The sequence below is a fragment of the Kitasatospora sp. GP82 genome (genome assembly GCF_029892105.1).
Lineage (GTDB): Bacteria > Actinomycetota > Actinomycetes > Streptomycetales > Streptomycetaceae > Kitasatospora.
Genome location: NZ_JARZAJ010000007.1, coordinates 87,261 through 107,322, shown reverse-complemented (window position 1 = coordinate 107,322; position 20,062 = coordinate 87,261). Strand labels below are relative to the sequence as shown.

Genomic DNA, 20,062 nt, shown 5'->3' with positions numbered 1-20,062 from the left:
GGGCCCTTCATCGGGGCAGGAGCCTAAACCGCTTTACCCCCCGTGCCAAGACCCTCGTCCGGCCCGGGCCGGCCGGTGCTCTCCCGGACGGTAAGCCGGGGCGTGGGCGTCTGGAGGTCGCGGACCGTCCCCGGCGCGTCGATCGCGGCGAGCAGCGAGTGCGCGACCTGCTCACCGAGTGCGAAGGTGTCCCGGGAGAGGGCGGTCAGCGCCGGGTGGACGATGCCGGCCAGCACCGAGTCGTCGAAGGAGACGATCGACAGCTCGCCGGGAACCGAGACGCCCATCTCGGTGGCCACGCCGAGCCCGGCGACGGCCATCACGTCGCTGTCGTAGACGATCGCGGTCGGCCGCTGCGGCCGTGCCAGCAGATGCCGGGTGGCGGCCGCCCCCTCGGCGTCGCTGAAGTCGGTCGGCAGCGAGACGGCCTCGACGAGACCCAGCTTGCGCGCCGAGTCGCGCAGGGCGCGGATCCGCCGCTGGGTGTGCCGGAAGGCGGGCAGCCCGGCCAGATGGGCGATCCTGCGGTGTCCGAGCGCGGCCAGGTAGTGGACGATCGAGAGCATCGCCTCCCGGTCGTCCGCCCAGACGCTGGGCAGGCTTCCGTGCTGCCCGGGGCCGCCCAGCACGACGGCGGGTACGGCCAGTTGCTCCAGTACCTCGATGCGCTCGTCCCGCACCTTGAGGTCCACCACGATGAAGCCGTCCACCCGGTGCTCCAGGGTCCAGCGCCGGTACACCTCGATCTCGGCGGCGGTGTCCTCGACCACCAGCAGTTGAAGTGCCACCGCTCTGGCCGACAGCCCGGCCTGGAGCCCGGACAGCAGTTGGGCGAAGAACGGCTCCACCCCGATGGTCCGCGCGGGCCGGGCGATCACCAGCCCGACGGCCCCGCTGCGGGCTCCGCCGAGAGCCCGCGCGGCACTGTGCGGACGCCAGTTCATCTCCTCCGCGACCTGCAGAATCCGTGCCCGGGTCGCCTCGCTCACCCCCGGCCGCCCGTTGAGCGCGAACGAAACCGCGCCCTTGGACACCCCGGCCTGGCGCGCGATGTCGGCAATCGTCGGTCGCCCCACGGCTTCGACTCCTCTCTCTTGACAGGGACTTGCAGCTCGGAGGATAGTCCCCAAACGCTAGAGCGGTTTAGTAGGACACGCAGACTCACGCACGCAGGTAGGCAGGCAGCGCGCCAAGCCACGGCAGGCCGGGAGAACTCATGCGAAAGTACTGGACACGGCTGGCAGTTGCCGCAGCCGTAGCGACGACAGTAGCGGGATGCGGGCTCGCAGGCGGCGGCGACACCTCGTCGCAGAGCGGCGCCGGGGCCTCCGCGGCGGTCACCGGAGAGATCAAGGGAAAGGTCTCCCTCCAGACCTGGGCCCTGAAGCCGAAGTTCACCGCCTATATGCAGGGCGTGATCGACTCCTTCCAGCGCAAGTACCCGGGTGTGCAGGTCACCTGGCTCGATCAGCCCGGTGACGGCTACTCCGACAAGGTGCTCAGCCAGGCGGCCGGCGGCAGCCTCCCCGATGTCGTCAACCTGCCACCGGACTTCGCCCTGCCACTGGTCAAACAGGGCATGCTGCTCGATGTCGCCACGGCGGACCCCGCTCTCACCCAGGACTACGTCTCCGGCGGAACCGACGCCTACCGCTTCCCGGGTCACAGCGGCGCCTACGGCTACCCCTGGTACCTCAACACCGACGTCGACTACTGGAACGCGGACCTGCTCACCAAGTACGGCCTCGACCCGGGGAAGCCGCCCGCCACCCTGGACGAACTGATCGCCCAGGCCAAGGTGTTCAAGGAGAAGTCCGGCGGCCAGGTGTATCTGATGAGCCGCAAACCAGGTCTCGGCGACCTCGCCAACGCCGGCGTGAAGATCATGTCGGAGGACGGCAGGAGCTTCACCTTCAACACCCCCCAGGCGGCCGCTCTGCTCGACCGCTACCGGGACGCCTACCGGCAGGGACTGCTGCCCAAGGACGTCCTCACCGACAAGTACGCCGGAAACGCCAAGCTGTTCAACGCCGGAACAGTCGCCTGGACCACCGCCGGCGGCAACTACATCACCACCCTCGCCACCGACAACCCCACACTCGCCCCCAAGGTCGTCCCCTCGCCCGCGATGGGGACCCCGCCGCTCTATGTCCAGGGCCTGTCCGTCGCGAAGAGCAGCAAGAACCTGCCCGCCTCCCTCGCCCTCGCCCGCTGGGTCACCAACGCCGAGAACCAGGCCGCCTTCGCCCACCTCACCAGTATCTTCCCCAGCACCAAGGCGTCCGCGAACGACCCGTTCTTCAGCAAGAGCGACGGCACCAACGCCGGCAGCGCCAAGGTCATCGCCTTCAACTCGCTCGCCACCGCGGCGATACTCCAACCCGTCCAGGTGGACGGAGCGATGAGCGACATCGTCAACCAGCAGATCGCCCTCGCGATCAGCGGCGGGGCGAGCTCGAACAAGGCGCTGGACGACGCGGTCGCCCGGTGCAACCAACTGCTCAAGAACTGACGACGCGCCACCATGACCCATCGACGCTGGTTCGCCCCGTGGCTGCTGATCGCCCCCGCGCTCGTCTGGCTGCTCGTCTTCACCGTGTGGCCCTCCGTCAACACGGTGATCCTCTCCTTCACCAACGCCCGGCCACTGGGCGGCGGACGGTTCGTCGGCCTGGAGAACTTCCACCGCGCCCTGAACGACGGGCAGTTGGCGGAAGCCCTGCTCAACAGCGTGATCTACATGCTGGTCTGCCTGCCCCTGCTCACCCTGCTGCCCCTGCTGATGGCCCTGCTCGTGCAGAAGCGCCTGCCCGGTATCACCTTCTTCCGCACCGCCTTCTACACCCCCGTCGTCGCCTCGGCCGTGGTCGTGGCGCTGATCTGGGGCTGGGTCCTCGACGACCGCGGCCTGGTCAACGGCCTTGCCCAGCGGTTCGCCCTGCTCAGTGGTCCGCTGCCCTTCCTCACCGACCGCTGGCTGCTGCTGCTCAGCGCGATCGGCCTCACGGTCTGGAAGGGCCTCGGCTACTACATGGTCATCTACCTCTCGGCCCTCGGGAACGTCGGCCGAGAACTCCACGAGGCAGCAGCCGTGGACGGCGCCGGCAGCTTCCGCCGCTTCCTGCACGTCACCCTCCCCGGCGTGCGCAACACCATGCTGCTGGTCTCGGTACTGATCTCGGTCTCCGCGCTACGGGTCTTCTCCGAGCTGTACATCCTCTCCGACGGCACCGGCGGACCGGGCGGCCGCGACATGTCGGTGGTGATGCTCATCCAGATGTACAGCCGAGGCTTCACCGGGCACCTCGGCTACGCCTCCGCGCTCAGCCTGCTGCTGTTCGTCGTCACCGTCGGCCCGCTGCTCCTGCTGCTTCGCCTCGACCGGAAGGCGGCCTGACCGATGGCCGGACGTACGCACGGACTCAAACCCGACCCGACCCGCGGAATCAGCCCGACCCGGGGTTTCAGCCCGACCCGGGGTTTCAACTCCACCTCGCCCGCCGAGAAAGCGGTGCGCTACGTGCTCCTGCTCCTGGTCCTGCTGCTGACCGTCGGCCCCTTCCTCTGGGAGCTCTCCACCTCCCTCAAGGGCCCCGGCGAGGACATCTTCACCCGCAGTCCGAGCTTCCTGCCCCACCAACCCACACTCGGCAACTACGCCGAGGTCGCCAGGACCGTCCCAGTGTGGACGTATGCGGCCAACTCCCTTGTCGTGGCCGTAATCACGGTCGGCGGCAACGTCGTCGGCGCCACGCTGGCCGGTTTCGCCCTGGCACGGCTGCGGTTCCGCGGCGCGCGTCTCGTCCTCGGACTGTTCCTGGCCACCCTTGTCCTGCCGGGCGAAGTCACCATCGTGTCCCAGTACGTGACGATCCGAAGCCTCGGCCTCGCCGACACCCTGCTCGGCGTCGCCCTGCCCGGAGCGATCGGCATGCTCAACGTCCTGCTGATGCGCACCGCCTTCCGCGCCGTACCCGGCGAGCTGGACGACGCCGCGATCGTCGACGGCGCGACCGTCCGGCAGCGGCTGCTCCACATCGGACTGCCCAATGTGCGGGGCATGCTGAGCGTCATCGTCATCTTCGCCTTCATCGGGGCGTGGGACGACTTCCTCTGGCCCCTCATCGTCCTCACCGACCCCGACAAGTACACCCTCACCGTCGGCATCCAGTACCTCAACGGGACCTTCAGCGCCAACCCCCGACTGATCGCGGCGGGAACGATGATCGCCTTCCTGCCGATCGTCCTCGTCTTCGCGGCACTCCAACGCTTCTTCTTCCGAGGGGTGGAGGAGGGAGCGATCAAGGGATAGCCGTTGCCCCGGCGGGTGCGCCGCCGTGCCGACGCCGACTGTCCGTCGGGCAGCTGCCGTCGAGGGTGTCGATAGGGTTGGGCGCTATGCGGATTCTCGTACTCGGTGGGACATCGTTCGTCGGCCGCGCGATCGTGGCCGACGCCTTGGCAGCGGGCTCGGAGGTGACGCTCTTCGGCCGGGGAAGGACCGGCACGGAGCTTTTCCCCGGCGTGCCCCGGCGCATCGGCGACCGGGACGCCGGGGACTACACGGCGTTGCGCGGGGGAAGTTGGGACGCGGTGGTGGACGTCAGCGGCTATGTGCCGCGCCACGTCGGGCAGGCGATGGAGGTGCTCGGCGACAGTGTCGGCCGGTACCTGTTCATCTCCAGCCACGCGGTGTACTCCCGGACGGGGGTGGCGCCGGGCTCGGACGAGGGTGCGCCGCGCCGGCAGCCGGTGCGTGACGTGTTCAGCCACGAGGAACTGGACGAGGACACCTACGGGCCGGCCAAGGTGGCCTGCGAGGACGACGTACTGGCCCGGTACGGCCCGCGGGCGACAATCGTGCGGCCGGGGAAGGTCGCAGGGCCGCACGATCCGTCGGACACCTTCACCTACTGGGTGCGCCGAGCCGCGCGGGGCGGCCGGATCGCGCTGCCCGGCCGCCCGGAGCAGCCGACCCAGGTGATCGACTCGCGAGACCTGGCGCACCTGGTGGTACGGCTGCTGCTGGACGACCGGCCCGGCGCCTTCCAGGCCGTCGGCCCGGCCGAACCGACCACGCTGGCCGGGCTGATCACCACCTGCGCGCAGGTGGCGGGCAGCGAGGTGGAGATCGTGCCGGTACCGGCCGACTGGGTGCCGCCCCTGTTCCCGCTGGTCAGGCCCGAACCGATGTGGACGACGCTCCAGCGCAGTGCGGCCCGCGCCTACGCCGCCGGTATGCCGGCCACCCCGCTGGCGGTGACCGCAGCCGACGTACTGGCCTGGGACCGCGAACGCGGCGAACCGCCGATCCGGCACGGGCTCTCCCCTGCGGACGAGCAGCGGCTGCTCGCCGCCGTGTGACCGGCGCGCCCCCGGCGACGACGGAGACGAACGTGCCCCGGTTCCGTGCGGCGCAGAGGGCGGTGACGCCGAGCACGGCGGCGTCCAGCACGGCGTCCACGCCGCCGGGCACCAACTCGCGGACCCGCGTGGCCAGATCGGCCGCGCGGGGCACGAACCACGGGGCGTCCCGGAGCCTCGCACCCCTGGACAGTGCGGCCGACTTTGGTGCGTGCCTACTGGCCGAGCCTCTTACTGACCCGAGGCGATGGCTCTCAGTGCCGTCAGGTGCCGCTGGTAGACGGTTCGCCCCTCGGCGGTGAGCGAGAGCCAGGTCCGTGGGCGCCGGCCGACCCGGCCCTTGTGGACGGCCACCCAGCCCGCCTCCTCCAGAGCCGACACCTGCTTGGACAGGACCGAGTCGGAGACCTCGACCAGGTCGCGTACGAAGCCGAACTCGGCTTTGTCCAGCGGGGCGAGGGCCGCCACCACGGACAGCCGTACCGGTGCGTTGAGCAGGGGCGCGAGGCCGTGCCGGGGGTGGCTGCCCGGCGGCCTGCCGACAGCCTGTCCACCCGTCACGACGAGCGCCGCAGCTCAAGCAGGGCGCCCACGGCGGGCGGCAGGGCACAGACCGAAGCGGCCACCGCGGCGAAGACCGGACTGTCCGCGAACACCGTGGTTCCCAGCGTGATCGCGAGGACGTAGACGACGGCCCAGGACCCCACGATCACCCCGTGCCTGACGCCGAATCCGCGGCGCACCACGCGCTGCCGCCCGGCGTACACGCTCAGCCCGGTCACCAGGATCGCATTGCCCGGCCCGTAGACCATCGCCGCAGCGAAGCCGTGCCACAGCACGGCCACCGGGACGAGTACCAGCTGCCAGGCGGCGAACGCCCACAGATAGCGCGCGTACCAGCCGCTCCGCGTCCTGGCCGCCCGCTCCAGCCCGGCCGCCAGGCCCAACGGCCCTACGGTGTCGGTGAATTCGTGCACGATTCTCCCTCGTCCCCGCCCGAGACCACCCTTTCCAGAATGGCCCTCACTTTCCAACTTGGCAAGTAGCGAACCGCGACGAGAGGTCCTTGAGCCGGGTCCGCAGGAGCCCGGGTTGCGAGAGCCGTCCGGACGGACCCGGACGACAGCACGTCAGCCCGGGTGCAGAGCTCCGCGCTGCGCCCGGCGGCGGGATCCCCCCAGCGTTGACGACGCGGCGCCCCGGCCCGACCGTGAAGACCCATCTCAACCGGGTGATGTCCAAACTCAACCTGGCCAGCCGGGCACAGGCCGTGGTGCTGGCCTACGAGAGCGGTCTGATCACTCCGGGCCGTGCGGCCCTCGGCCGCGCCGCCCTGGGCTGAGCCGGGTTGCGCCGCTGGGGCCGGGCCGCCCTCGGCTGCCGGTCACCAGGACGACCTCGAGGGTGCGCGGCCCGTGGACGCCCTCGACCCGGTCGAGTTCGATGTCGCTGGTGGCGGAGGGCCCGGAGATCCAGGTCTGCGGGCGGACGGGGTCGAGCAGGGGGAGTGCCCGGGGGAGCGAGGCGACGATCTGTCCGGGGGCCCGGATCACGCAGATGTGGTGGTCGGGTACGAGGGTGAGCAGTCGCCTGCCCTGCGCCGCCCCGGCGTCCAGGACGATGGTTCCCGTCTCGGCCACGGCCAGTGCGCACCCGGTCAGGACACTGTCCACCGAGTCCAGCTGGGCTGCGGTGAGCGCGCCGTCGTCCACCACGGCCTGCACCGCCGCCCCCGCCACGGCGAGCGCGAGCCAGCCGGGCGGCAGATCGGCCGGTACGGCGACGGTACGCGAGCCGTGCTCGGCCAGCAGGCGGGCGACGGTGGCGGGCAGCTCGTGCTCGGTGGTGCGGTGGACGACGGCCCGGTAGTCGACGAGGTTCTCGTGCAGCAGGTCGAGCAGTGCCGCCGGGTCCTCGCTCCGATGGGCGCTCAGATAGGTCCTGGGGATCCCGTCGGGGGCTTCCTCGCCGGGCGAGCCCGCCTCACCGATGGCTGCCCGGATACGGGCCAGCACTCTCTCGCGGCCGGTGCTCGTCAACTGTCCTCCCGTGCTCTGGTCTTCAACTGTCCTGCTGGGGGCGGTTCTTCTGCCACCAGTCACGGAACGGCTCGGTGGGCAGGTCGGGCAGATCGCGGCTGTCGGTCCACGCACCGCCGGGTCCGGGGAGTCGCCGGGGCAGCAGTCTCCGGGCCTTCGCCGCAGCCCGCTCCCCGGCCGCGAGCACGCCCGGATGGTCCAGGACGAACCCGGCGGCCTTCACTGCGGCCCGCTCCAGCCGATGCCCGCCCTGCCCGGCGACCCGCTCGCGCAGGTGGACCAGGACCTCGGGGATGTCGATGGCGACCGGACAGACCTCGTAGCAGGCGCCGCACAGCGAGGAGGCATAGGGCAGCGAGGCGTCGATCTCGCTCGCGGTGCCGCGCAGTTGGGGAGTCAGGATGGCCCCGATCGGCCCCGGGTAGACCGAGCCGTAGGCGTGGCCGCCGGCCCGCTCGTAGACCGGGCAGACGTTGAGGCAGGCGGAACAGCGGATGCAGCGCAGTGCCTGGCGGCCGACCTGGTCGGCGAGCGCGGTGGTACGTCCGTTGTCGAGCAGTACGAGGTGGAAGGCCGAGGGGCCGTCGCCGTCGCTCGTACCGGTCCACAGCGAGGTGTACGGATTCATCCGCTCGGCGGTGGAGGAGCGCGGCAGGGTCTGGAGGAAGACCTCCAGGTCGCGCCAGCTCGGGACGACCTTCTCGATGCCGACCACCGAGATCAGCGTCTGCGGCAGGGTGAGGCACATCCGGCCGTTGCCCTCGGACTCGACCACTACCAGGGTGCCGGTCTCGGCGACCATGAAGTTGGCACCGGAGACGGCGACCTTGGCGCGCAGGAACTTCTCCCGCAGGTGGAGCCGTGCGGCCTCGGCGAGTTGGGCGGGGGAGTCGGTCAGCCCCTCGGGTGCCGGCCGGCCCCAGTCGGCCATCCTCTCGGCGAAGATCTCGCGGATCTCCCGCCGGTTCCGGTGGATCGCGGGCACGAGGATGTGCGAGGGGCGGTCGTCGCCCAGCTGGACGATCAGCTCGGCCAGATCGGTCTCGTAGGCGGTGATGCCCTCCGCCGCGAGCGCCTCGTTGAGCCCGATCTCCTGGGTGGCCATCGACTTGACCTTGACCACCTCCCGTTCGCCGGTGGCCAGTACCAGGTCCGCGACGATCCGGTTGGCCTCCGCGGCGTCGGCAGCCCAGTGGACGGTGCCGCCCGCCGTCGTGACGGCCGCCTCCAACTGGAGGAGATAGTGGTCGAGATGGCGCAGCGTATGGTCCTTGATCGCCTTCCCGGCGGCGCGCAGTTCGGCCCAGTCGGCGAGCTCGGCGACCGCGCGGGCGCGCTTCTCGCGGATGGTGCGGGTGGCGTGGGAGAGGTTGGCACGCAGCTGCCGGTCCTGCGTGGAGACGGCGGCCGCCTCGGGGAAGGACGGCATGCCGAGAAAGGCTCCGCCGCTGGTGCCGCTGGTGCCGCTGGTGCCGCTGGTGCCGCTCACGCCGCGCTCCCCGGTCGAGCGGGCCGATCCGGCCGGGTCGCCTCGCTACGGGCCTCGCCCTGCCAGGGCTCGTCCCGGGTGGCGGCGAGGATCTCGGCGATGTGCAGCGGCCGCAGGGGCGCGGACTGCCGGTGCAGCAGGCCGCCGAGGTGCATCAGGCAGGAGTTGTCCCCGCCGCAGAGCACCCGCGCACCCGTCCCGAGCGCGCTGCGAACCTTGTCGTCGCCCATCGCGGTCGAGACGGCGGGGTTCTTGACCGCGAAGGTGCCGCCGAACCCGCAGCACTCCTCTGCACCCGGCAGCTCCGTCAACTCCAACCCCTGCACGGCGCGCAGCAGCCGTAGCGGCCGATCGCCCAGCCCGAGCAGCCGCAGGCCGTGGCAGGAGGGATGGTACGTCACGCTGTGCGGGAAGTAGGCGCCGACGTCCTCGACGCCGAGCACATCCGTCAGGAACTCGGTCAGCTCGTACATCCGTGGCGCCAACGATCCTGCCGCCTCGGCGAGTTCACCGCCACGCCGCTCGGCCTGCGCCATGGCGCCGATCCGGGGGTAGTTGTCGCGGACCATGGCCGCGCACGAACCGGACGGGGCGACGACGTACTCGTAGCCCTCGAAGGCCCGTGCCATCCGGCGCACCATCGGCTCGGTCTCGCGGCGGTAGCCGGTGTTGAACTGCGGCTGCCCGCAGCAGGTCTGTCCGGGCGGGAAGTCCACCTCGACGCCCAGCCGCTCCAGCAACCGGACCGTGGCGATCGCGGTGGACGGGTACACCGCGTCGTTGACGCAGGTGGCGAAGAGTGCGGCACGCATCGCGGCTTCCTTGACGCTCGGACCTGACCCTCCGGGGAGCGGACTCGTCGGAGGACTCCTCGGAGGGCCAGGGTATCGGGCAGATCCGTCAGTGGCCGCGCTTGACCCACTCGTCGAGATGCGGTGCCTCGGCGCCGATCGTCGTCGAGTCCCCGTGACCGGTGCGGACGACCGTCTCGCCCGGCAGGGTCAGCAGCCGCTCGCGGATGGAGCGGACGATGGTCGGGAAGTCGGAGAAGGACCGGCCGGTGGCCCCCGGACCGCCCGCGAACAGGGTGTCGCCGGTGAAGACCGTGCCCAGCTCGGGCGCGTAGAGGCAGACCGCGCCCGGGGCGTGGCCGGGGGTGTGCAGCACCGTCAGCTCCACGCCCGCGACCGTCAGCCACCCGCCGTCCGTCAGGTCGCCGTCCACCGGGCGGTGGGGGTGGGTCTGCTTCCAGAGCACCTGGTCCTCGCGGTGGAGCAGGACCGGTGCGCCGGTACGGTCGGCGAGCGCGGGAGCGGCGGCGATGTGGTCGTTGTGCGCATGGGTGCAGACGATCGCCACCAGCCGCCGACCGCCGAGTGCGGCCACGACCGCCTCGGCGTCGTGCGCCGGGTCGATGACCAGGGCCTCGGTGTCGTCGCCGACGATCCACACGTTGTTGTCGACCTGCCAGGTCCCGCCGTCCAGCGAGAAGGTGCCGGAGGTGACGAGGCGTTCGATCCGAGGCGCCCCCTGGGGAGTTGGCGGCGTCTGCTCCTGAGTCGTCATCAGAACACCACCACCGAGCGCAGGACCTCGCCCTTGTGCATCCGGGTGAACGCCTCCTCGACACCGGTCAGCGGGATGGTCTCGCTGACGAAGGCGTCCAGGTCGAGGCGGCCCTGGAGGTAGAGGTCGATGAGCATCGGGAAGTCCCGGCTGGGCAGGCAGTCGCCGTACCAGGAGGACTTCAGCGCGCCGCCCCGCCCGAAGACGTCCAGCAGCGGCAGCTCGAGCTTCATCTCCGGGGTGGGCACGCCGACCAGAACCGCCGTCCCGGCCAGATCGCGGGCGTAGAACGCCTGACGGTACGTCTCCGGCGTGCCGACCGCGTCGATCACGACATCGGCGCCATGACCGCCGGTGAGCTCACGGATGGCCTCGACCGGGTCGCCTGCGCGTCCGTTGACGGTGTGGGTGGCGCCGAGCTGCCGGGCGGTGGCCAGCTTGCGGTCGTCGATGTCCACCGCGATGATCCGGGCAGCCCCGGCCAGCCGGGCGCCGACCACGGCCGCGTTGCCGACGCCACCGCAGCCGATCACGGCCACCGTGTCGCCCCGGCCGACGTTGCCGGTGTTGATGGCGGCGCCGAGCCCGGCCATCACTCCGCAGCCCAGCAGCCCGGCGGCGGCCGGGGACGCCTCGGGCGAGACCTTGGTGCACTGCCCGGCGGCGACCAGGGTCTTCTCGGCGAAGGCGCCGATCCCCAGAGCGGGGCTGAGCTCGGTGCCGTCGGCGAGCGTCATCTTCTGCTTGGCGTTGTGGGTGTTGAAGCAGTACCAGGGCCTGCCGCGCAGGCAGGCGCGACAGTTGCCGCAGACCGCCCGCCAGTTGAGGATCACGAAGTCACCGGGCGCCACCTCGGTCACGCCCTCGCCGACCGCCTCCACCACGCCGGCCGCCTCGTGGCCGAGCAGGAAGGGGAACTCGTCGTTGATCCCGCCCTCGCGGTAGTGCAGGTCGGTGTGGCAGACCCCGCATGCCTGGACCTTCACCAGCGCCTCGCCCGGACCGGGATCCGGGACCAGGATCGTCTCGATCTGCACCGGAGCACCCTTGGACCGGGCGACCACGCCCTGCACCTGCTGAGCCATGAAGGAAAGCCTCTCGTCATCGAGCGCGGACCCGGGTTCCCACGGTGCCGCGCGCATGGTTCACGACGGTTGACACCGTACGGTGCCGGTCGGTCACCTCCGAACACCGGATCACCGCCGTAGGCCGTAGCCTGCCCTTCGAACGGCGACCGGAATCCGATCGTCATCACTCGGTCGGCCCACGCCCGCACGCCGCGCCGTGCCGAAACCGTGCCACCCGGGCGTCGGCCCCCAGCACTTGGGGAGAGCGCAGCAGAACCTGACCGCAGACGAATTAGTTCCTTCGGGTCATTCCACCGATATTTCCCGCGCGATCGGAGCACGCCGGCCACGGTCCGTGTGACCGTCGGACGACTCCTCCTCCTCAAGGCCGGGATCCCTGCAAGGATCAGGGGGTGGAGAGTCACGACTGGGACCAGCGCTACCGATCGGCCGAACTGGTCTGGGGCACCGAGCCCAACCGCTGGGTGCGGCGCGAGTGCCGGGGCCTGCCGCCCGGTCGGGCGCTCGATCTGGCGGCGGGCGAGGGCCGCAACAGCCTCTGGCTGGCCGCCCGGGGCTGGCGGGTGACGGCGCTGGACTTCTCCCCGGTCGCACTCGACCGGGGCCGCCGCCTCGCCGCCGGTCTGCCGGACGCCGTCTCGGACCGGCTGACCTGGGTCGAGGCGGACGCCCGTACCCACGTACCCGAACCGGGCGCCTACGACCTCGTCCTCATCGCCTATCTCCACCTGCCCGCCGAGCAACGCCGCACCGTGCTGCGCACGGCCGCCGACGCCCTCGCCCCCGGCGGGACCCTGCTGGTCGTCGGCCACGACACCACCAACCTGACCGAGGGCTCCGGTGGCCCGAGCGACCCTGCCGTGCTCTTCACCCCGGACGACGTCATCGCCGACCTGGCGGACCGTCAGCTCCGCACCGTCCGAGCCGAACGCGTCCGCCGCCAGCCGCACGTCGCCAACACCGCCGGCGCCGCCCACGGCGCGACGGCCGAGGCGATCGACGCCCTGGTAAGGCTCGAACGCCCGCTGCCGGCGCACTGAGCAGGCCGGCGCTCGGGCCCGCCCGATCCGCCGTGGGCCGACACCCCCACCGCTCGCGTACGGCCCGGCTCCGTCGGACGGAGCCGGGCCGCAGTGCTGTGAGGCGCTCGGTCAGCGGGCCGCGTCGGCGGACGCGTTCTTGGCGACGGCGCTGAGGCCGTTGGCCCAGAGCGAGTCCACCCGGCGCTTCTCGGTGGCGTTCGGGTAGGGGTTGGTGCAGGAGGTGCCGGGGCCGCCGCCGGACATCAACTCGCTGCAGGGGCCCGAGTAGTGGTCCGGCAGACCGAGCACGTGACCGGTCTCGTGCGCCACGACGCGGACGGGGTAGTACTGCTGGTTCTGCGAGTAGTCGAGGAAGACGTAGCCCTGCCCGTGGCCGTCGGTGCTGGCGTACGAGCCGCGCGAGTCGTTGCCCTCGTAGTAGCTGAAGTCGGCGTTGCTGCCGGCGCGGAGCTGGACATTGCGCTCGGAGCTGTTCCAGATCTGTGCGGCACCGGCTATCTCGCTGGCGAAGGACGGCGCGTTGCTCGCGTCATAGGTGACGGTGACCGTCCTGAGGTAGGGGTGCGCGGCCTGCTTGGCCAGGGCGGACTTCATCACGGCCGCGTAGAAGGCCTGGTTGTCGGCCCGCTCGGCGGCCGACCCGGTGTACGACGATCCGGCGTACCGCTGCTGGGAGGCGCCCCCGGCGGTGTCGGGCGTGGCGGCGGACGCGGGCACGGCGGCGGCCAGGCCGGAGGCCAGAGCGAGCCCGAGCGCAGCAGACAGCGAAGTCATGAAGCGGTTCATGTGGGGGACTCCGTTCGAGAGTTCCGCGATCGTTGGGGTCGATGGCGCGGAACACCGGATGAACTGTTGATGCGCAGAGCTTCGTTGAGTCCCGGGAGTGAGCGGATGATGTCAACCGGCGATAACTCGGCTCAATCCCCCGGGTGCACGGCTTGACGGTCTCATTGCCTGACATGTCCCTGGCGGATAACTTGCGAAATCGCTATGCTCCCGCCGTGGAGCTCGATGTGAGACACCTTCGCGTGCTGTGCGCGATCGCGGACACCGGCAGCGTGCGGAAGGCGGCACTGCAGCTCGGCATGACCCAGCCGTCCCTCACCACCCAGCTGCGCCGTATCGAAAGGACCATCGGCGGACAGCTGTTCACCCGTGAGCAGACCGGCAGCCACCCCACGGCGCTCGGCCATTCCGTGCTGTCCCGGGCCCGGCCCATCATCGCCGAGATGGCCACCCTGGTCACCGCTGTCCGTCAGGAGGCCGCCGGTGCCCAGAGGCGGCAGTTGCGCATCGGCAGCGTCGGCAGCCGCGCCGTGGCGGCCTGGCTGCGCCGGATCCACGAGCGCCTCCCGGAGACGGACACCACGATCCACATCGACATCTCCGCCGGCGCGCTGCTGCGCACGGTCGCCGCGAACCAGCTCGACGTCGCCCTCGTGCACGAGAGCGAGGGCTTCCCCCTGCGGATGCCGGCGGATGCGGAACACCGCGTCCTGATAGCCAGGGAGCCCCAGTTCATCGCCCTCTCCGTCAGGCACCCGGCCGCCGCGCTGCCCGTGGTGCGCCTGGCGGATCTCGCCCACGACACCTGGATGGTGGACCCGGCGGCGGACCACGAGTACGCGGCGATGCGCCGTGTCTTCGCCACGGCCAGGCTCGACCCGCGCGTGATGCAGGTCCGCGACAACGTGACCGCGGCCGAACTCGTCGCCTCCGGCGAGGCCGTGCGCCCGTGCCAGCCCACCTCGCTCCCCGGGCCCGGTACGGTGGTCCGTCCCATCCAGGGCGACCCGCTCGCGGTCCGGCTGCTTCTCGCCTGGCGTTCCAAGGCCCTGAGCGCCCCCGCACTCGACGCGCTCTACACGGATCTGGGCTCCGCCTATCTCGACCTGGCCCGGGTCAATCCCACCTACCTCGCCTGGCTCCTCAAGCACAACCGCACCCTGCTCCACCTCCTCGGGCCCCCGCTCCATCTCGCGCCCGCGCCCCCGTACTTCGACCCGCAGCAGGCAGCGGAGACTGCCGAAGCGGGCTGAGACGGAGAACCGGGACCGCGGCGGCTGCCCCTCAGCCCGAGGCGAGCCCGTTGCGCGGGTGCCCGGCGCCCTGTGCCGGTGCCCAGCGCGCGAGCATCCTCGCCCGCCGCCCCGTGGTCATCCCCCGAAGAAGCAGCGGTTCGGCCCGTCGCAGAGGGAGACTGGGTGCGGACTGTCCCCGCGGAACGGAGTACCGCACGCGATGACGAACCAACCTGCCCCGTCCTGGCTGGCCGATGCCGTCCTCTACCAGATCTATCCGCAGACCTTCGCCGACTCCGACGGCGACGGCATCGGCGACCTCGCCGGGATCACCGAGCACCTCGACCACCTCGCCTGGCTGGGTGTGGACGCGGTCTGGCTCAACCCCTGTTTCGAGTCGCCCTTCCGGGACGCCGGCTACGACGTCACCGACTACCTGAGGATCGCCCCGCGCTACGGCACCCAGGAGGACCTCGCTGCGCTGGTGGAGGCCGCCGGCCGCCGGGGGATCCGCATCCTGCTCGACCTCGTCCCCGGCCACACCTCCGACCGGCACCCGTGGTTCCTGGCCGCCGCCGACGACCCCACCGACCAGCGCTACATCTGGGCCGACCGCCAAGTCCCGAGGTTCGTACCCTCCCCGGGCAAGCGGCCCGGCTACTACCTGCCGAACTTCTTCGACTTCCAGCCGGCGCTCAACTTCGGCTATGCGCGCAGCCTGGACGACGAGCCGTGGCGTCAGCCCGTCAACGCCGAGGGACCGCAGGCGAATCGGGCCGCCCTGCGCGAGATCATGGACCACTGGCTGCCCGTCGGCGTCGCCGGATTCCGGGTGGACATGGCGTACTCCCTGGTCAAGGACGACCCGGGCCGTGCGGAGACCTCGAAGCTCTGGCGCGAGCAGCGGGCCTGGCTCGATCGCCACCACCCCGAGGCGGTGCTCCTCGCGGAGTGGGGCCGGCCCGAACTCTCCCTCCCGGCAGGCTTCCACGCGGATTTCCTGCTCCACTTCGCGGGCCGGGCCGTCCGCTCGCTCTGGGACAACGGCGAGGGAATGACCTCCCCGTCCTGGGAGGACGGCACCTGCTACTTCGACCCGCAGGGCCGGGGCTCGATGGACGAGTTCCTCGCCGCCTGGCGCACCGGCCGCCCGGCCGGCGGCCGGGGCCACGTCATCCTGCCCACCGCCAACCACGACTACAACCGCCTCGCCACGGGCTCCCGCACCCCGGAGCAACTCCGCGCCGTCTACGCCTTCCTGATGACCTGGCCGACCCTGCCCGCCATCTACTACGGCGACGAGATCGGCATGCGGTTCGTCCCCGGCCTGCCCGACAAGGAGGGCAGCCGACTGGAACCCACCAACAACCGCGCAGGGTCGCGTACCCCGATGCAGTGGGACGACGGTCCCAACGCGGGCTTCTCCACCGCCCCCGCCGGCCGGCTCTACCAGCCTCTCGACCCCGACCCGGGCCGGCCCACCGTGGCCTCCCAACTAGCGGACCCTGATTCACTGTTGAACCTCGTCCAGCGCCTGATCGCCCTGCGCAGGTCCACCCCTGCCCTCGGCAGCCGGGGTGCGGTCGAGGTGCTGAACACCGGCTACCCCTTCGTCCACCTTCGCGGGGGCACCCATCTGGTGGTCGTCAACCCCCGTCGGGAACCCGCCCACTTCACGCACCCCGGCCTCGTCGGCGCCCGGGCCCTGGAGGCGCACGGCATCTCGGTGACCGCCGACGGCGTCCACGCCGGGGCCTTCGCCTACGGGATCTTCGAGCTCTCCCGGTAGTACGGCCCCTTCCAGGCGCTTAGGCACGGATCCGGCACGTGTCCGGCCCGTCCGGCGCCTGGAAGGCCGAAGGCCGGCCCCGCCGGCGGCACCGTCCGGTGGTCACCACCTGGCGGATGCTGCCGGAGACCGGGTCGATGACCTTGTCGGTGAGCAGTGTCTCGGTACGGCGCTCCCGCCACTGCTCTCCGGCCGCTAACCGGTCGGCCTTCGTGGGGAGGAACCCGGCCGTCAATTCACGGGCGGAAGGCGGACGATGGCGGCGCAGGATCGCAGCGCGGGTCAGTTCGCCAGGTAGCCGTTCGAGAGGGCGGCGAAGAGCGGGCCGTCCGGGCCGGACGCGGTCCACGGCCGGTCGGCGCCGTCGGGTGGGACGGAGAGGGTGCTGCCGGAGGTGAAGGCCAGCTCCAAACCGCCCGCCAGCGTGGTTTCGGCCTGTGCGACCCGGGTGCCCACCAGCTCCCTCAGGCTGCGGGAGGGGGTGAGGCCCAGCGCGGGGTAGAAGTGTTCGACACCGGCCCGGCCGGTCAGCCGGAAGTCGCTGTCGACCGTCACCGTCAGCTCGTCGGAGAGTTCCAGGACGAGTCGGCTGCCGCCCTTCAGCGCTTCGACGCGGTGGCCGCCGAGGGCGGCGGCGATCGTTTGGGGCGTCATGGTTCCTCCCGGAGGTCGCGCGGTCGGCAGGTCCATTCTGACGCGTTGACCTGCCCGCGTCACGCAGATCGGACCACTCGCCCACCTCCGGCTCTCATACCGGGCGCCCCCGCACCAGCTCCGCCGGGCCGCCGCTGCCCGCCGCCCGCACCGCCAGGCAGGCGTCGAGCCGGCTCCGCGCCTGCTCGGACAGTACGCCCCGCGCCGCTGCCGGCGTGAACATCCGCCACTCCACCAGCTCGTCCTGCGGCAGCCGGATCCGCCCGAGCAGCTCCGCCGCCACCTCGCCGCCGTCGAAGACGTACACGAGCGTCGCCGAGCCGCCCGTGTCCGGCGACCAGTCCAGCGCCAGCAGCCGGCCCGGCTCCAGCTCCCAGCCCAGCTCCTCGCGGGTCTCCCGCCGTGCCGCCGCCCGGGGCAGCTCCCGGTCCGCCTCCACGCTGCCGCCGGGCAGCGTCCAGTACGGCCGCTCCTCCTGGGGGCGCAGCCGCACCAGCAGTACTCGCCCCGCGGTGTCGGTGAACAGCATCCGCGCCTTCGCCCGGATCCTCGGCAGCCCGGCGATGTACGCCTCCCGGCCCAGCGGGGGCTGCCGTTCGACGAGGGCCCCGCTGCCCGCCAGGTCAAGACCGGCCGCACCGGTGTACGGGGGCGGCGGAACCGGTGGCACATGGGCGATGGTGTGGCCGACGGGGTGGCTGTCCTCCAGCTCCAGCGGACCGGCGCCGCGCGGTGCGGTCAGGCAGGCCGTCACCCGCCGCGACAGCTTGGGCGGCAGCGCCGAGGAAATCTGACGATCAGTCAGAAATGCCCATCCGCCGACCTCTTCCACCTGCGGCCGCAGGGCCGCCAGTTGCCCGCTCGGCAGCGATGCGGCCCAGTACAGATGTGCCGCGATCGGCGGACGGAAGTCGTCCAGCGACCAGTCGATGCAGGCCAGCGGTCCGAGTTCGGGAGTGATGCCGAGCTCCTCGCCGATCTCCCGGAAGGCCGTCTGCCGGGGCGAGCCGTCCGAGGGCTCCCAGCCACCGCCGGGGATCGCGATCGGATGCCGGGCGTCGTAGGGGAGCCGTACCACCAGGATCCGCCCCCGCTCGTCCGGAATGAGCACCCCGGCCGCAGCCAGCAGCCCCCGCCCCCGGCCATCGGACCCACTCACGCCCGACCCCCTCTCCCTCCGGTCATCCTGTGCCAAGCATGCAGGATGCGACCACGCGCTCTCCACGGTTTCCGGGGATCCGGCGGGAGAGCGGACTCCCGAGCGCCCGCCGCCGAACCGCTTCGCCGCTGCCGCTGCCGCTGTTGCCGCCGCGCCGCCTCGCCGAACCGGCCGAACTTCCGTGGTCCGGTGGACCGTACGCTCACGCCGCACGGGATCACGTCGCCGCCCGGAGCGGCCCGGCAGCCGAGCGTCCGGCTCGTCACCCGTCAGGACGCAGGTTCGAGCCCCGCCCCCGGAGTTATCGCCCCACGGGCGTCATGATGGCGGAGGGGCTCCATGGCAGAGCACCCGGCTCGGACCGGGAGGACGCGGCTTCGAGCGCCGCCGCCGTGGCCGTGACTCCTCGTCATCGGCAGCCGGTCCTCCCGGTCGCCGACCTCTGCCGAGGCCCCGATAGTTGCCAGCAGGACCGCACCGGCGCGCCCGTCGTCCGCCCTCGGCCGGCCCGGCTGCGCCATCCGGGTGCGCCCGCCATCCTCGCATCTCAGGCACCCAGGGAGCCCCTATGAGCAACCGCCGTACCAGCCGCCGCGCCGCCCTCCTGGCGGTGGCCGCCACCCTACTGACCGGCACGGCCTTTGCCCTTCCCGCACCCGCCTCCGCACTGCCCGCCCCGGCCCCCACGGGGGTGGCCGCGGCAGCGCTCGCCGCCGACCTCCGGCAGCGGCTCGGCGAGGACCGCACCGCCGGCTCCTACCTGGACGCCTCCGGCCGACCGGTCGTCACCATCACCCGCGCGGCCGACGCGCAGCAGGTCCGTGCGGCCGGAGCCGTCCCCCGGCTGGTCACCCGCAGCGCCGTACAGCTGGCCGCCGCCACCGCCGAACTCGACCGCAGCGCCGCCGTGCCGGGGACCGCCTGGGTCGTCGACCCGGCCACCGACCAGGTGGTGGTCTCGGCGGACTCCACCGTCAAGGGGGCTGTCCTCGACCAGGTCAGCCGCACGGCCGAGCGCCTGGGCGCCGCCGTCCGGGTGGAGCGGGTGCCCGGAGTCTTCAGCGCCAGGCTGGCGGGCGGTGACGCCATCTACGGCGGTGGGTACCGGTGCTCGATCGGCTTCAACGTACGCAGTGTCAGCAACGGTGACCTCTACTACTTCCTGACCGCCGGTCACTGCGGAAACGTCGCCTCGACCTGGTACGGCGACGACAGCATGGCCAAGCCGATCGGCAGCACCACGGGATCGACCTTCCCCGGCCACGACTACGCCCTCGTCCAGTACACCGACGGCAGCGTCCCGCCCTCCGCCGTGGACCTCCACGACGGCACCACCCAGCCGGTCGCCACCGCCGCCGATCCGTCGGTCGGACAGAGTGTCACCCGCAGCGGCAGCACCACGTACGGGCGCGGCGGTCTCGTCACGGGCCTCAACGCCACGGTGCACTACGCCCAGGGCACGGTCCGCGGACTGATCAAGACGACGGTCTGCGCCGAGGCGGGCGACAGCGGCGGCCCGCTCTACTCCGGCACCACCGCGCTCGGCCTCACCTCCGGCGGCAACGGTGACTGCACCCTGGGCGGCACCACCTTCTTCCAGCCCGTCACAGGCGCGCTCGCGGCGTACGGCGTCGGGCTCTACTAGGACCGACCGGCGACAGGGCCCGCGGCGTCGCGGCGCTCCCGGCCGCCGGTCGCTCAGAGGGCCGGTCTGCGCTGTCCCAGGGACACCGCTGCACGACCGGGTGAGCAGAAGTGGCAGGTCCCCAGGGCCACCCATAGCTTCGGTTAGGTGGCCCCGAGCCGGTCATCGCGATCCCGGTCCGGCCGTCGGCCGCAACAGTGAGGGC

General features: G+C 71.8%; 20 protein-coding genes and 1 pseudogene. 9 read left to right on the top strand and 12 right to left on the bottom strand.

Annotated elements, in window-relative coordinates:
* Window positions 1–23: 23 nt before the first annotated feature.
* Window positions 24–1,076 carry a LacI family DNA-binding transcriptional regulator gene (locus tag P3T39_RS09545; protein ID WP_280696955.1) on the bottom strand — a complete coding sequence of 351 codons (1,053 nt, stop codon included), beginning with the start codon at window positions 1,074–1,076 and terminating at the stop codon, window positions 24–26.
* 140 nt (window positions 1,077–1,216) lie between these two features.
* Between P3T39_RS09545 and P3T39_RS09540 the strand changes: the two genes are divergently transcribed.
* The 4 genes from P3T39_RS09540 to P3T39_RS09525 all read left to right on the top strand — a co-directional run bounded on the left by P3T39_RS09540 (window position 1,217) and on the right by P3T39_RS09525 (window position 5,364).
* A complete protein-coding gene (locus tag P3T39_RS09540; protein WP_280696954.1) occupies window positions 1,217–2,512 on the top strand; it encodes a sugar ABC transporter substrate-binding protein in 1,296 nt (431 codons plus the stop codon).
* Between the two features lie 12 nt (window positions 2,513–2,524).
* Complete coding sequence (locus P3T39_RS09535; protein ID WP_280696953.1) at window positions 2,525–3,397, top strand: sugar ABC transporter permease; 873 nt, start codon at window positions 2,525–2,527, stop codon at window positions 3,395–3,397.
* 3 nt (window positions 3,398–3,400) lie between these two features.
* Window positions 3,401–4,312: a carbohydrate ABC transporter permease gene (locus P3T39_RS09530; RefSeq protein ID WP_280696952.1), complete on the top strand. Its 912-nt coding sequence runs from the start codon at window positions 3,401–3,403 to the stop codon at window positions 4,310–4,312.
* An 86-nt stretch (window positions 4,313–4,398) separates the two neighbouring features.
* Entirely contained in the window at window positions 4,399–5,364 is a 966-nt protein-coding gene (locus P3T39_RS09525) for an NAD-dependent epimerase/dehydratase family protein (RefSeq protein WP_280696951.1), read from the top strand.
* A gap of 231 nt (window positions 5,365–5,595) precedes the next feature.
* On the opposite strand, the gene P3T39_RS09520 is transcribed toward P3T39_RS09525, so the two are convergent.
* The gene (locus P3T39_RS09520; protein ID WP_280696950.1) at window positions 5,596–5,925 is read right to left on the bottom strand and encodes a transcriptional regulator; all 330 of its coding nucleotides are present in this window, start codon (window positions 5,923–5,925) and stop codon (window positions 5,596–5,598) included.
* Window positions 5,922–6,341, bottom strand: coding sequence for a hypothetical protein (locus tag P3T39_RS09515; RefSeq protein ID WP_280696949.1), 420 nt, complete (start codon window positions 6,339–6,341; stop codon window positions 5,922–5,924). Before P3T39_RS09515 ends, P3T39_RS09520 begins: the two co-directional genes overlap by 4 nt.
* A 230-nt stretch (window positions 6,342–6,571) precedes the next feature.
* Between P3T39_RS09515 and P3T39_RS09510 the strand changes: the two are divergent.
* Window positions 6,572–6,706: pseudogene (locus tag P3T39_RS09510) on the top strand (LuxR C-terminal-related transcriptional regulator); the annotation flags it as partial.
* On the opposite strand, the gene P3T39_RS09505 reads toward P3T39_RS09510, so the two are convergent.
* From P3T39_RS09505 to P3T39_RS09485, 5 genes are all read right to left on the bottom strand, one after another.
* Complete coding sequence (locus P3T39_RS09505) at window positions 6,663–7,403, bottom strand: LUD domain-containing protein (RefSeq protein ID WP_280696948.1); 741 nt, start codon at window positions 7,401–7,403, stop codon at window positions 6,663–6,665. The pseudogene P3T39_RS09510 and the gene P3T39_RS09505 overlap by 44 nt on opposite strands.
* 22 nt (window positions 7,404–7,425) lie before the next feature.
* Window positions 7,426–8,832: a lactate utilization protein B gene (locus tag P3T39_RS09500; RefSeq protein WP_280697079.1), complete on the bottom strand. Its 1,407-nt coding sequence runs from the start codon at window positions 8,830–8,832 to the stop codon at window positions 7,426–7,428.
* 56 nt (window positions 8,833–8,888) lie between these two features.
* Window positions 8,889–9,704, bottom strand: coding sequence for a (Fe-S)-binding protein (locus P3T39_RS09495; protein WP_280696947.1), 816 nt, complete (start codon window positions 9,702–9,704; stop codon window positions 8,889–8,891).
* An 88-nt stretch (window positions 9,705–9,792) separates the two neighbouring features.
* On the bottom strand, window positions 9,793–10,458 hold the full coding sequence (locus tag P3T39_RS09490) for an MBL fold metallo-hydrolase (protein WP_280696946.1): 666 nt from the start codon (window positions 10,456–10,458) through the stop codon (window positions 9,793–9,795).
* A complete protein-coding gene (locus P3T39_RS09485) occupies window positions 10,458–11,543 on the bottom strand; it encodes an S-(hydroxymethyl)mycothiol dehydrogenase (RefSeq protein WP_280696945.1) in 1,086 nt (361 codons plus the stop codon). The genes P3T39_RS09490 and P3T39_RS09485 overlap by 1 nt, the downstream gene beginning before the upstream one ends.
* Before the next feature lie 395 nt (window positions 11,544–11,938).
* Here P3T39_RS09485 and P3T39_RS09480 point away from each other — a divergent pair, with 395 nt between their 5' ends.
* Entirely contained in the window at window positions 11,939–12,586 is a 648-nt protein-coding gene (locus tag P3T39_RS09480; RefSeq protein ID WP_280696944.1) for a class I SAM-dependent methyltransferase, read from the top strand.
* A gap of 111 nt (window positions 12,587–12,697) precedes the next feature.
* Here the strand turns inward: P3T39_RS09480 and snpA are convergent, their stop codons facing one another.
* The gene (gene snpA / locus P3T39_RS09475) at window positions 12,698–13,375 is read right to left on the bottom strand and encodes a snapalysin (RefSeq protein ID WP_280696943.1); all 678 of its coding nucleotides are present in this window, start codon (window positions 13,373–13,375) and stop codon (window positions 12,698–12,700) included.
* A gap of 173 nt (window positions 13,376–13,548) precedes the next feature.
* Here snpA and P3T39_RS09470 point away from each other — a divergent pair, with 173 nt between their 5' ends.
* Window positions 13,549–14,628 carry a LysR family transcriptional regulator gene (locus P3T39_RS09470; protein ID WP_280696942.1) on the top strand — a complete coding sequence of 360 codons (1,080 nt, stop codon included), beginning with the start codon at window positions 13,549–13,551 and terminating at the stop codon, window positions 14,626–14,628.
* Window positions 14,629–14,830: 202 nt separating this feature from the next.
* Window positions 14,831–16,399: an alpha-amylase family glycosyl hydrolase gene (locus P3T39_RS09465; protein ID WP_280696941.1), complete on the top strand. Its 1,569-nt coding sequence runs from the start codon at window positions 14,831–14,833 to the stop codon at window positions 16,397–16,399.
* 19 nt (window positions 16,400–16,418) lie between these two features.
* On the opposite strand, the gene P3T39_RS09460 is transcribed toward P3T39_RS09465, so the two are convergent.
* From P3T39_RS09460 to P3T39_RS09450, 3 genes are all read right to left on the bottom strand, one after another.
* The gene (locus tag P3T39_RS09460) at window positions 16,419–16,634 is read right to left on the bottom strand and encodes a hypothetical protein (protein ID WP_280696940.1); all 216 of its coding nucleotides are present in this window, start codon (window positions 16,632–16,634) and stop codon (window positions 16,419–16,421) included.
* A 47-nt stretch (window positions 16,635–16,681) separates the two neighbouring features.
* Complete coding sequence (locus tag P3T39_RS09455) at window positions 16,682–17,053, bottom strand: DUF6188 family protein (RefSeq protein ID WP_280696939.1); 372 nt, start codon at window positions 17,051–17,053, stop codon at window positions 16,682–16,684.
* 94 nt (window positions 17,054–17,147) lie between these two features.
* Entirely contained in the window at window positions 17,148–18,212 is a 1,065-nt protein-coding gene (locus tag P3T39_RS09450) for an NUDIX hydrolase (protein WP_280696938.1), read from the bottom strand.
* Between the two features lie 568 nt (window positions 18,213–18,780).
* On the opposite strand from P3T39_RS09450, the gene P3T39_RS09445 reads away from it, so the two are divergent.
* Window positions 18,781–19,857, top strand: a complete 1,077-nt coding sequence (locus P3T39_RS09445; RefSeq protein ID WP_280696937.1) for a S1 family peptidase — start codon at window positions 18,781–18,783, stop codon at window positions 19,855–19,857.
* The last annotated feature ends 205 nt before the right edge of the window (window positions 19,858–20,062 follow it).